The sequence below is a fragment of the Streptomyces sp. NPDC032091 genome (assembly GCF_055580265.1).
Genome location: NZ_JBVILR010000004.1, coordinates 401,735 through 412,607, shown reverse-complemented (window position 1 = coordinate 412,607; position 10,873 = coordinate 401,735). Strand labels below are relative to the sequence as shown.

Genomic DNA, 10,873 nt, shown 5'->3' with positions numbered 1-10,873 from the left:
ACCCTTCTTTTCTTCGCAACTGCCGATCGGAATCCCGCACCGATGACTGAAACGCTCAGCGCTCCCCAGGCGCTCGCCCCCGCCACCGGGCCCGTCCCCCAGAAGCTCAAGCGCTCCATCGGCGTCGTCGGCGGGACCCTGCTCACGCTGTCGTGCGTGACGCCCGCCTCGACCCTGTTCGTCGTCGTGCCCGATCTCTTCTCCAGCCTCGGTACCTGGACCGCGCTGACCATCGCGATCGGCTCGCTGCTCTGTATCGGCGTGGCGTTCTGTTACTCCGAGCTCGGCACCCTGATCCCCAGCGCGGGCGGCGAGTACGCCATGGTCTCCACCCTCGCGGGCCGGCTCGCGGGCTGGCTGGTGTTCGTGCTGTCCCTGCTCGTGGTGATGATCGTGCCCCCGGTGATCGCCATGGGCACGGCCGACTACCTCGCCCCGGTGGTGCACATTCCGGCCCCGGTCGCCGGCGGCGCGGTCATGCTGCTCGCGACCCTCGCCGGTCTGCTGGACCTGCGGGCCAACGCCTGGATCACGGGCATCTTCCTGGTCCTGGAGGTCGTCGCGGCGGCGCTGGTGGCCGTGCTGGGCTTCGCGCACAGCGAGCGGGGCGCCGACGCCCTGGTGCACGGCACGGTGGCCGCCGAGGGCGGCGGCACCTCCACGGTGACGGCGATGATGGTGGTCTCCGGACTGGCGATCGCGCTGTTCATCACCCAGGGCTTCTCGACGGCCGTGTACCTCTCCGAGGAGCTGGAGAAGCCGCGCCGCAACGTCCCGCGGACCGTGCTGGCGACGCTCGCCATCTCCACCGCCGTCATCCTGGTCCCGGTCATCGCCATCACCATGGGCGCCCCGGACCTGGACGCGCTGGCCTCCGGCGACCTCGGCGCGATGGTCACCGCCTGGTCGAACTCGGCCGTCGGCACCTTCGTGAGCCTCTGCGTGGCCCTCGCGATCATCAACGCCGGCATCGTCATGGTCATCCAGAACTCCCGGGTGCTCTTCGCCTCCGCCCGCGACAAGGCCTGGCCCGAGCCGGTCAACCGCGGCCTGTCCCGCCTGGGCCGTTTCGGCTCCCCGTGGGTGGCCACCCTGCTGGTCGGCCTGCCGGGCGCGGCGATGTGCTTCGTCAACCTGGACACCCTGTACGGCGTGACCGGCGTGTCGGTGACCGGCATGTACCTGCTGGTCGCGGTGGCCGCGCTGTTCAGCCGGCGCGGGGCGCACCGCGAGGCGTCGGCCTGGCGGATGCCGCTGTGGCCGGCGGTGCCGATCGCGCTGATCGCCGTCCTGGCGTACATCCTGACCCAGCAGGAGACCGAGTACCTGCTGTGGACCGGCGGCATCACCGCCGTCGCGACCCTGTACTGGGCGCTGTACCTGCGGCCGCGCAAGGACACGCGCTGGCTGGTCAGCATCCCGGAGGACACCGAGGAGCCGGCGGAGGCGTAGCCGGCCGCCCGGACCCGCGCCCCGTGGGGCCGCCGCACCCTGCGGCGGCCCCACGGGCGTTCCCGGGGTCAGTCGCCGCCCGCGCCGAGGGTCAGGGCGGTGTTCACCAGGCCGATGTGGCTGAAGGCCTGGGGGAAGTTGCCGAGCTGGCGCCCGCTCGCGGGGTCGTACTCCTCGGCGAGCAGGCCCACGTCGTTGCGCACGGCCAGCAGGCGTTCGAAGAGCTCGCGGGCCTCCTTGGGCCGGCCGGTGAGGTGGAGGGCGTCCGCGAGCCAGAAGGAGCAGGCCAGGAAGGCCCCTTCGTCACCGGGCAGCCCGTCGACGGAGGGGCCTTCGGTGCTGTAGCGGCGGACCAGGCCGCTGCTGCCCAGCTCGGCCCGGACGGCGTCGACGGTGCCGATGACGCGCGGGTCCTCGGGCGGCAGGAAGCCGACGCGCGGGATGAGCAGGGTCGCCGCGTCCAGTTCGCGCGAGCCGTAGTACTGGGTGAAGGTGCCCCGCTCGGGGTCGTAGCCGTGCTCGCAGACGTCGCGGTGGACCTCGTCGCGCATGGCCCGCCAGCGTTCCACGTCGCCGGGCATCTGGGGGGCGGCCTCCAGGGTCCGCACGGCCCGGTCGGCGGCCACCCAGGCCATCACCTTGGAGTGGGTGAAGTGGCGGCGCGGTCCGCGCACCTCCCACAGCCCCTCGTCGGGCCGGCGCCAGTTGCGCTCCAGGAAGTCGAGCAGGGCGAGCTGGATCTTCCAGGCGTGCCGTTCCGAGGCCAGCCCGGTGGAGCGGGCGAGGTACAGGGAGTCGAGCACCTCGCCGTAGACGTCCAGCTGGAGCTGGTCGACGGCGGCGTTGCCCACGCGGACCGGCGCGGAGCCGGCGTACCCGCGCAGCCAGGGCAGTTCCATCTCGGGGATGCGGCGCTCGCCGCCGATCCCGTACATGATCTGGAGGTCGGCCGGGTCGCCGGCGACGGCGCGCAGGAGCCAGCCGCGCCAGGCGCGGGCCTCGTCGAGGAAGCCGGTGGTCAGGAGCGCGCCGAGGGTGAGGGTGGCGTCGCGCAGCCAGCAGTAGCGGTAGTCCCAGTTGCGGACGCCGCCGAGCTCCTCGGGCAGGGAGGTGGTGGCCGCGGCGGCGATCCCGCCGGTGGGGGCGTAGGTCAGGGCCTTGAGGGTGATCAGGGAGCGGGTGACGGCCTCCGCGTAGGGGCCCTGGTAGCGGCACTGGGCGGACCAGTCCCGCCAGTCGGCGAGGCTCTGCTCCAGGGCCTCGTACGGGTCGACGCGGTCGGGGCGCGGTTCGTGCGAGGGGTGCCAGGTCAGGACGAAGGCGACCTTCTCGCCGGGGCCGACGGTGAACTCGGAGCGGGTGCTGTTGCCCTCGCCCCAGGTGCGGACGGCGGGCTCGCTGCGGAACCAGACCGAGTCCGGTCCGGCGATGGCGACCCGGTCGCCCTCGCTGCGCCGGACCCAGGGGACGACGTGGCCGTAGTCGAAGCGCAGGCGCAGGGTGCTGCGGACGGTGACCCGGCCGGAGACGCCCTCGACGATGCGCATGACGTCGGGGGCGATGTCGCGCTGCGGCATGAAGTCGGTGACCTTGACGGTGCCCTCGTCGGTCTCCCAGACGGACTCCAGGACCAGCGAGGCATCGGTGTAGGCCCTGCGGGTGCACCGCTCGCCCTCGGCGGCGCCGGCCGGGGCGATCCTCCAGTGGCCGTTCTCCTCGTCGCCGAGGAGGGCGGCGAAGCAGGCGGCGGAGTCGAAGCGGGGCAGGCACAGCCAGTCGATGGACCCGTCACGGCCGACCAGTGCGCTGGTCATGAGGTCGCCGATGAGTGCGTAGTCTTCGATGGGTTGTGTCATTCCTCCGCTGTTCCCCCGATTTCCCCGGGCCAATCAGTCGCCGGGACGGGGCGGTGCGGGCCGTCCCCGCCGCCGGGGCGGGGACGGCCGGGCGGTCAGCCCCGTACGAGGAGGGTGACGCCGGCGAGCACCACGCCGAGGGCGAGGGCCGCCGCGCCGAGGGCGGGGCGGGGGTCGCGCAGCGCGGGGAGCGGCAGGACGCGGTCCAGGGCGTGGCGGCCGGGGCCGGTGAGGGTGAGGGCGGCGGCGGCCGCCGCGAGGAGGAGTTCGTACTCCATGCCCTTCGGGGCGAAGAAGGCCCCCGCGCCGTGGACGGCGAGGGCGTTGATCATCGTGCCGGTGACGGCGGCCCCGGCGAGCGGGGTGAGCAGGCCGGCGGCGAGGCCGAGGCCGCCGGCGGTCTCGGTCAGGCCGGCGAGGGCGGCCATGGCGTCGCCGGCCGGGTAGCCGACGGAGGTGAAGAACCCGCCGGTGCCGCCGATCCCGCCGCCGCCGAACCAGCCGAAGAGCTTCTGGGTGCCGTGGGCGGCCACGGTCAGGCCGAGGACGAGGCGCAGGAGGAGCAGGCCGGCGTCACGGCCGGCGGTGGAGGTGGCGGGGGTGGCGGAGACGGCCGGTGCCGTGGCCGGGGCCTTCGTCGCGGTGGCGGAGGCGCTGGTCATGGGGAGTTCCTTCCGGTCGGGGCGGCCCGGGAGTGGTTCGAGGAGCAGGTTGTTCAAATTCGAACCGCCGCCACCGAGACTAGCCATTGATTCAAATTCGAACAACTCGTGTACCCTGGCGGCATGGACGGAACGAGATGGCTCGACGAGCGCGAGATGCGGGCCTGGAGGGGCTTCCTGGCCGCTTCCGCCCTGGTGAACCGGCATCTCGACCAGCAGCTCAAGGACGACTCCGGACTCTCCCACCCCCAGTACGAGATCCTCGTGCGGCTCGCCGCCGCACCCGAGGGCGAACTGCGCATGACGGAACTGGCCAACGGGCTGGTCAACTCCAAGAGCGGGCTGACCTACCAGGTCACCCAGATGGAGAAGGCCGGGCTGGTCCGGCGCCGCAGCTGCCCCTCCGACGTGCGCGGGGTCTTCGCCGTCCTCACGGACGCGGGCCGGGCCCGGCTGGAGGCGGCGGCACCCGGCCATGTGACGGCGGTCCGCGCGGCGCTCGTCGACGTCCTCACCCCCGAGCAGCTGGACGTGCTGGCCGACGGCCTCGGCGAGGTCAGCCGCCGGCTGCGGGAGCGGGGCGACTGACCCGCGTCCCGCTTCGCCGTTCCTCCCCTGATCCGGCGCCCGGCCGTGGTTGACTTCGAAGCCCCGGCCGCCAACGGGGCCGGACGGCCGCGCCACCTGGGAGGCAGTTTTGAGGATGCTCATCAACTCCGCGGACACCGTCGTCGCCGACGCGCTGCACGGAATGGCCGCCGCGCACCCCGACCTCGACGTCGACGTGGAGCGGCGGGTGGTGGTGCGGCGGGACGCGAAGTCCGGCGGCCGGGTCGGCCTGGTCTCCGGCGGCGGCTCCGGCCACGAGCCCCTGCACGGCGGGTTCGTCGGCTACGGGATGCTCTCGGCCGCCTGCCCCGGAGAGGTGTTCACCAGCCCCGTGCCGAACCAGATGCTGCACGCGGCGGGCAGCGTGGACTCCGGGCAGGGCGTCCTGTTCATCGTCAAGAACTACACCGGGGACGTCCTCAACTTCCAGATGGCGGCCGAGCTCGCCGAGGAGGACGGGCTGCGGGTGGAGCGCGTCCTCGTGAACGACGACGTCGCCGTCACGGACAGCCTGTACACGGCCGGGCGGCGCGGTACGGGCGCCACCCTGTTCGTGGAGAAGATCGCCGGGGCGGCCGCCGAGGAGGGGGCGCCGCTGGAGCGGGTCGCGGCCCTGGCCCGCCGGGTGAACGAGAGCTCGCGCAGCTTCGGCGTCGCGCTCAGCGCCTGCACCACCCCCGCGAAGGGCAGCCCCACCTTCGAACTCCCCGCCGGCGAACTGGAGCTGGGCATCGGCATCCACGGCGAGCCGGGCCGGGAGCGGCGGGCCATGATGACCGCGCGGGAGATCGCGGACGTGGCGGTGGGCGCCGTACTGGACGGCCTCGCGGAGACCGGCGTTCCGGCGGACGGCCCCGTCCTGGCCCTGGTCAACGGGATGGGCGCGACCCCGCTGCTGGAGCTGTACGGGTTCCACGCGGAGGTGGCCCGGGTACTGGAGGCGCGCGGCGTCCCGGTGGCCCGCGCCCTGGTCGGCAACTACGTCACCTCCCTGGACATGGCGGGCTGTTCGGTGACGCTGTGCCGGGCCGACGAGGAGCTGCTGCGGCTCTGGGACGCCCCGGTGCAGACCCCGGCGCTGCGCTGGGGCCGCTGAGGAAGCGGGAGGCAGGGCGATGGACGAGAGGATTCCGGATGCGTGACGCAGACTTCTTCCGACGCTGGCTGGAGGCCGCCGCGGCCGCGGTGGAACGGGAGGCGGACCGGCTGACCGAGCTCGACTCCCCCATCGGCGACGCCGACCACGGCGCCAACCTCCTGCGGGGCTTCACGGCCGTGCGGGCCGCCCTCGCCGGGGCGGACCCCGCGACGGCTCCCGGCGCCCTCCTCCAGCTCGCGGGCCGCACGCTGATCTCCACCGTCGGCGGGGCGTCCGGGCCCCTGTACGGCACGCTGCTGCGCCGCACGGGCAAGGAGCTCGGGGAGGACCCGGAGGTCCCGGACGCCGCGCTGCACCGGGCCCTGGAGGCGGGCGTGGACGCGGTGGCCCAGCTGGGCGGGGCGGCGCCGGGCGACAAGACGATGCTGGACGCGCTGGTCCCCGGCGTGGCGGCGCTGGGCACGTCCTACGCGGCGGCCGGGGCGGCGGCCGAGGCGGGCGCCCTGGCGACGGTGCCGATACTGGCCCGCAAGGGCCGGGCCAGCTACCTCGGCGAGCGCAGCGTCGGCCACCAGGACCCGGGCGCCACCTCCTCGGCGCTCCTCCTGGCCGCCCTGGCGGAGACGGCGGAGGGGAGCGGCGCATGACGGCGGTCGGGATCGTCCTGGTGTCGCACAGCGCCCAGGTCGCGGAATCGGTCGCCCAGCTGGCCCGCGGGCTGGCGGCGGGCGGAGCGGTGGCCCCGGTGGCCCCGGCGGGCGGCAGCCCCGACGGGGGCCTGGGCACGAGCGCGGAGCTGATCCTCGCGGCGGCGGCGTCGGTGGACCAGGGGGCCGGGGTCGCCCTGCTGGCGGACCTGGGCAGCTCCGTCCTGACGGTGAAGGCGCTGCTGGAGGACGGCGACCTCCCGCCGCACTCCGTCCTGGTGGACGCCCCGTTCCTGGAGGGCGCGGTGGCAGCGGTGGTGGCCGCCTCGGCGGGCGCCGCCGTGGAGGCCGTCGCGGCGGCGGCCGGGGAGGCCTACGACTACCGCAAGGCCTGACGGATCCCGCCGCGCGGACGACCGGCGGCCCGGGGCGCGGCACCCGGGCGCGGCCGGTCCGGCTACCGCCCCCGGAGGGTGTCGAACTCCCGCCGCTCCCGCTTGGTGGGCCGTCCCGCCCCCCGGTCCCGGATGCCCACCACGGCCGCCTCCACGGGCGTCGGCGCCGGCGGGCTGTTGTCGATGAAGCACTCCGCCGCCACCGGCGCGCCCACCCGCTTCGTCACGGGCTTGCGCACCACCACGACGCGCTCCCGCCCCGCGTGGAACAGCCGTACCTCGTCCCCGGCCTTCACCTGCTGCGCCGGCTTCGCGCGCTCCCCGTTGACCTTGACGTGTCCCGCCCGGCAGGCGGTCGCCGCGACGGACCGGGTCTTGGTCAGCCGCACCGACCAGATCCAGGCGTCCACCCGCGCGGTACCCGCTTCCACCGGACCCGGGCCGACCGCTCCGTCCGTGCTCTTCGTATCAGCCATGCGCCGAGCCTATCGACCTCCCGGCTCACCCCCCGGCCCGGAGACGCAACGCTCTTTGGCGAATACCACAAGGCCCATGGCATCTGCGATAGAGAACGTGCTAAACGAATTGCACATGCGGCCGACCTGCCCCTACCTTGTCGCACATGCAGTCCTACACCATCGGACAGGCGGCGCGTCTCCTGGGCGTCAGCCCGGACACCGCCCGCCGCTGGGCCGACGCCGGCCGGGTCGCGACCCATCGCGACGAGGCGGGGCGGCGCCTGATCAACGGCCGTGACCTCGCGGCCTTCTCCGTCGAGGTGGGGCAGGGCGCCCACACCGAGGACGGGGAGCCCTACTCCTCGGCGCGCAACGCCTTCCCCGGCATCGTCACGGCCGTCACGCTCGGCGACGTGGCCGCCCAGGTCGAGATCCAGGCGGGACCCCACCGCCTGGTCTCCCTGCTGACCCGCGAGGCCGTCGAGGAACTGGGACTGGAGGTCGGCATGCAGGCCACCGCCCGCGTGAAGTCGACCAGCGTGCACATCGACCGCACCTGATCCCGTCCCGGCGCGGCACCCCGCCGCCCCCGCTCACCCCCGCGCGCCCGTACGGCGCGCACCCACCGCCCGCCCCCACCCGCTCCGCCCGTCACGGCGCGGGTCACACCGAGCGGCCCGGCACCCGCCCGGCCGCCGACCCGACCGAGGAGCACCATGTACGCGATCCCGACCGGCCGCCGCGCGGCCGCCGCCGCGCTGACCGCCGCCCTGCTCGTCCCGCTGTCCGCCTGCGGCGGCAACGACAAGAAGGACGACGCGGCCGCCGGCCCGTCCGCCTCGGCGCCCGCCTCCGCCTCCGCCGGGGCCAAGCCGGCCAGCCTCACGGTGCTGGCCGCCTCCTCCCTCACGGACGTCTTCAAGACGGCCGGCGCGGCCTACGAGAAGTCCCACCCGGGCACCAAGGTGACCTTCTCCTTCGCCGGCTCGCAGGAGCTGGCCGCCCAGGTCAAGCAGGGCTCCCCGGCCGACGCGCTGGTCACCGCCGACACCAAGACCATGGACGGCCTCAGGGCCGACACGAACGACGCCACGGTCATCGCGAAGAACCGCCTGGTCATCGCCGCCGGCAAGGGCAACCCCTTCAAGATCGACGAGCTGAAGGACCTCGCCGACTCCAAGATCAAGGTCGTCCTCGCGGCGCCCGAGGTCCCGGTCGGCCGCTACGGCAAGCAGATCCTCGACGCCCAGAAGATCGAGGTGAAGCCGGTCTCCCAGGAGCCCAACGTCCGCGCCGTCCTGAGCAAGGTCGAGCTGGGCGAGGCCGACGCCGGCCTCGTCTACAAGACGGACTCCGCCAAGTCCGGCGACAAGGTCGTCACCGTCGACATCCCGGACGACCAGAACGCCGTCGCCTCCTACCCGGCCGCCACGCTCAAGCAGTCCAAGAACGCCGAGGCCGCCGCCGCGTTCGTGGCCTGGCTGAGCACGCCGGAGGCGCAGAAGATCCTCCAGGACGCCGGTTTCCAGAAGCCGTGACACCACGCCGAAGGGGGCTGCCCGGTCCGGGGGGACGGGCAGCCCCCTTCGGCATGCCCCGTCGGCACGCCCCTTCGGCACGCCCCTTCGGCACGCCCCCTCACCGCGGGCGTCCCAGCCCCTAGGCTCCCTACGCTCCCCTCCGGCCCGCCGCAGCAGCTTCGACCAGGAACCCCATGAGCAGACTCCGCACCCGCACCCGCACCCGGCTCCCCGTGACGCTGGCGCTCCCCGCGCTGCTCGCCGTCGCGTTCCTGCTGCTGCCGCTGATCGGCATCCTCACCCGCACCCAGTGGGGCGAGCTCGCCGACCACCTCACCAGCCCCGGTGTCGTCGAGGCCCTGCGGCTCTCGCTGGTGGTCTCCGCCTGGGCGCTCGGCCTCTCCCTCCTGCTCGGGGTGCCGCTCGCCTGGCTGCTGGCCCGGGTGGAGTTCAGGGGCAAGGCCTTCGTCCGCTCGCTGGTGCTCCTGCCGATGGTGCTGCCGCCCACCGTCGGCGGTGTCGCCCTGCTGCTGGGGTTCGGCCGGCGCGGGCTGCTCGGACCCTGGCTGGAGAACACCTTCGGCGTCACCCTGCCCTTCCACACCTCCGGCGCCGTCGTCGCGGCCACGTTCGTCGCCATGCCCTTCCTGGTGATCAGCCTGGAGGGGGCCCTCGGCGGGCTCGGGCAGCGCTACGAGGAGACCGCCGCCTCCCTCGGCGCCGCGCCGGTCCGGGTGTTCTTCACGGTCACCCTGCCCATGGTGGCCCCCGGCCTGATCGCGGGCGCGGCCCTGACCTGGGCGCGGGCGCTGGGCGAGTTCGGCGCGACCATCACCTTCGCCGGGAACCTGCCCGGCACCACCCAGACCCTCCCCCTCCAGGTCTACCTGCTGCTCCAGGACAAGCCCGAAGCCGCCACCTCGGTGTCGCTGCTGCTGCTCGCCATCGCCATGGGCGTCCTCATCGCCCTGCGCGGCCGCTGGGCCGGCGCGCCGGCCGCCGGCACGACGGCCGGGGCCGTGCCCACGGGCCCCGAGGAACCCCCGGCCGCGCCGGCCGGCGCACCCCGCGAGGACTGCGGGCCGGCCGCCCCCGACAGCGGCCGCTGGCCCCTGCACGCCGAGGTCACCGGATTCAACCGGCTCACCCTCGACGCCGAACCCGGCACCACCATCGCCGTGGTGGGCGAGAACGGCGCGGGCAAGACCACCCTGCTGCGCGCCCTGCTGGGCCTGACCCCGCGCGCCCACGCGGAGCTCCGGCTCGGCGACACGGACGTCACGGCCCTGCCCCCGCACCGCCGCCAGGTGGCCTGGGTCCCGCAGGACGGGGCCCTGTTCCCGCACCTGAGCGCCCTCGCCAACACCGCGTACGGGCTGCGCGCCCGCCGGGTGCCGCGCGCCGAGGCCCGCCGGGAGGCGCAGGCCTGGCTCGACCGGCTCGGCGTGGGCCACCTCGCCCAGCGCAGGCCCGCCCAGCTGTCCGGCGGGCAGGCGCAGCGCGTGGCCCTGGCCCGGGCACTGGCCGCCCGCCCCCGGCTGCTGCTGCTCGACGAGCCCCTCGCCGCCCTCGACCAGACCACCCGGGCGCACGTGCGGCACACCCTGCGCACGCACCTGGCGGGCTTCGGCGGGGTCTGCCTGATCGTCACGCACGACCCCGTCGAGGCGGTGTCCCTGGCCGACCGGGTCCTCGTCCTGGCCGACGGGCGCACCCTCCAGGACGCCCCGCCCGCCGAGGTCACCCGGCACCCCCGCTCGCCGTGGGTGGCCCGGATGCTGGGCCGCAACGCCTGGGCGGGTACCGCCTCCGCCGACGGCCTGGCCCTGGCGGGCGGCGGACGGCTGGTGGTGGCCGAGACGCTCCCCGAGGGTGCGCAGGCCCTGGCGATCATCGCCCCGGAGGCGGTGTCCGTGCACCGGGACCGGCCCGGCGGCAGCCCCCGCAACGTCTGGCCCGGCACCGTGCGCGAGGTCACCGCCGTCGGCAGCCGGCTGCGGGTGCTGGTCGGCTCGACGGAGGCGCCCGACCTGGTCGCGGAGATCACCCCGGAGGCCGCGGCCGAGCTGGGCGTGGCCGACGGCGCCGCGGTCTGGACGAGCGTGAAGGCCACCGAGGTCACCCTCGTGCGCCTCTAGGGGGTGTCCGCAAAGTCCCGCCTGCCCCGCGGGCGGA

Annotated in this window: 11 protein-coding genes; 8 read left to right on the top strand and 3 right to left on the bottom strand. The window is 74.8% G+C overall.

Annotation, left to right across the window (positions count from 1 at the left end; translation table 11 throughout):
* Positions 1-42: 42 nt before the first annotated feature.
* Positions 43-1,452, top strand: coding sequence for an APC family permease (locus ACZ5NJ_RS10020; protein WP_468764229.1), 1,410 nt, complete (start codon positions 43-45; stop codon positions 1,450-1,452).
* 68 nt (positions 1,453-1,520) lie between these two features.
* Here the strand turns inward: ACZ5NJ_RS10020 and ACZ5NJ_RS10015 are convergent, their stop codons facing one another.
* Positions 1,521-3,308 carry a glycoside hydrolase family 15 protein gene (locus tag ACZ5NJ_RS10015; RefSeq protein ID WP_468764228.1) on the bottom strand — a complete coding sequence of 596 codons (1,788 nt, stop codon included), beginning with the start codon at positions 3,306-3,308 and terminating at the stop codon, positions 1,521-1,523.
* A gap of 95 nt (positions 3,309-3,403) precedes the next feature.
* Positions 3,404-3,970, bottom strand: coding sequence for a DoxX family protein (locus ACZ5NJ_RS10010; protein ID WP_468764227.1), 567 nt, complete (start codon positions 3,968-3,970; stop codon positions 3,404-3,406).
* A gap of 123 nt (positions 3,971-4,093) precedes the next feature.
* Between ACZ5NJ_RS10010 and ACZ5NJ_RS10005 the strand changes: the two genes are divergently transcribed.
* From ACZ5NJ_RS10005 to ACZ5NJ_RS09990, 4 genes are all read left to right on the top strand, one after another.
* Positions 4,094-4,558 (top strand): MarR family winged helix-turn-helix transcriptional regulator, encoded by a 465-nt coding sequence (locus ACZ5NJ_RS10005; RefSeq protein ID WP_468764226.1) that lies wholly within the window; start codon positions 4,094-4,096, stop codon positions 4,556-4,558.
* A gap of 109 nt (positions 4,559-4,667) precedes the next feature.
* On the top strand, positions 4,668-5,675 hold the full coding sequence (dhaK, locus tag ACZ5NJ_RS10000) for a dihydroxyacetone kinase subunit DhaK (RefSeq protein ID WP_468764225.1): 1,008 nt from the start codon (positions 4,668-4,670) through the stop codon (positions 5,673-5,675).
* Positions 5,676-5,713: 38 nt separating this feature from the next.
* Positions 5,714-6,325 carry a dihydroxyacetone kinase subunit DhaL gene (dhaL, locus tag ACZ5NJ_RS09995; RefSeq protein ID WP_468764223.1) on the top strand — a complete coding sequence of 204 codons (612 nt, stop codon included), beginning with the start codon at positions 5,714-5,716 and terminating at the stop codon, positions 6,323-6,325.
* Positions 6,322-6,720, top strand: a complete 399-nt coding sequence (locus ACZ5NJ_RS09990) for a PTS-dependent dihydroxyacetone kinase phosphotransferase subunit DhaM (protein WP_468764222.1) — start codon at positions 6,322-6,324, stop codon at positions 6,718-6,720. The genes dhaL and ACZ5NJ_RS09990 overlap by 4 nt, the downstream gene beginning before the upstream one ends.
* Before the next feature lie 62 nt (positions 6,721-6,782).
* On the opposite strand, the gene ACZ5NJ_RS09985 is transcribed toward ACZ5NJ_RS09990, so the two are convergent.
* Positions 6,783-7,196, bottom strand: a complete 414-nt coding sequence (locus tag ACZ5NJ_RS09985; protein WP_468764221.1) for an RNA-binding S4 domain-containing protein — start codon at positions 7,194-7,196, stop codon at positions 6,783-6,785.
* 146 nt (positions 7,197-7,342) lie between these two features.
* Here ACZ5NJ_RS09985 and ACZ5NJ_RS09980 point away from each other — a divergent pair, with 146 nt between their 5' ends.
* From ACZ5NJ_RS09980 to ACZ5NJ_RS09970, 3 genes are all read left to right on the top strand, one after another.
* A complete protein-coding gene (locus ACZ5NJ_RS09980; RefSeq protein WP_468764220.1) occupies positions 7,343-7,738 on the top strand; it encodes a TOBE domain-containing protein in 396 nt (131 codons plus the stop codon).
* A 156-nt stretch (positions 7,739-7,894) separates the two neighbouring features.
* Positions 7,895-8,716 (top strand): molybdate ABC transporter substrate-binding protein, encoded by an 822-nt coding sequence (gene modA, locus ACZ5NJ_RS09975; protein ID WP_468764219.1) that lies wholly within the window; start codon positions 7,895-7,897, stop codon positions 8,714-8,716.
* Between the two features lie 176 nt (positions 8,717-8,892).
* Positions 8,893-10,836 (top strand): ABC transporter permease, encoded by a 1,944-nt coding sequence (locus ACZ5NJ_RS09970; RefSeq protein WP_468764218.1) that lies wholly within the window; start codon positions 8,893-8,895, stop codon positions 10,834-10,836.
* The last annotated feature ends 37 nt before the right edge of the window (positions 10,837-10,873 follow it).

What these genes read in the sequence shown, in the direction of transcription:
- ACZ5NJ_RS10020 (WP_468764229.1), top strand. Translation starts at nt 43, where the DNA reads ATGACTGAAACGCTCAGCGCTCCCCAGGCGCTCGCCCCCGCCACCGGG.
- ACZ5NJ_RS10015 (WP_468764228.1), bottom strand. Translation starts at nt 3,308, where the DNA reads ATGACACAACCCATCGAAGACTACGCACTCATCGGCGACCTCATGACC.
- ACZ5NJ_RS10010 (WP_468764227.1), bottom strand. Translation starts at nt 3,970, where the DNA reads ATGACCAGCGCCTCCGCCACCGCGACGAAGGCCCCGGCCACGGCACCG.
- ACZ5NJ_RS10005 (WP_468764226.1), top strand. Translation starts at nt 4,094, where the DNA reads ATGGACGGAACGAGATGGCTCGACGAGCGCGAGATGCGGGCCTGGAGG.
- dhaL (WP_468764223.1), top strand. Translation starts at nt 5,714, where the DNA reads ATGCGTGACGCAGACTTCTTCCGACGCTGGCTGGAGGCCGCCGCGGCC.
- ACZ5NJ_RS09990 (WP_468764222.1), top strand. Translation starts at nt 6,322, where the DNA reads ATGACGGCGGTCGGGATCGTCCTGGTGTCGCACAGCGCCCAGGTCGCG.
- ACZ5NJ_RS09985 (WP_468764221.1), bottom strand. Translation starts at nt 7,196, where the DNA reads ATGGCTGATACGAAGAGCACGGACGGAGCGGTCGGCCCGGGTCCGGTG.
- ACZ5NJ_RS09980 (WP_468764220.1), top strand. Translation starts at nt 7,343, where the DNA reads ATGCAGTCCTACACCATCGGACAGGCGGCGCGTCTCCTGGGCGTCAGC.
- modA (WP_468764219.1), top strand. Translation starts at nt 7,895, where the DNA reads ATGTACGCGATCCCGACCGGCCGCCGCGCGGCCGCCGCCGCGCTGACC.
- ACZ5NJ_RS09970 (WP_468764218.1), top strand. Translation starts at nt 8,893, where the DNA reads ATGAGCAGACTCCGCACCCGCACCCGCACCCGGCTCCCCGTGACGCTG.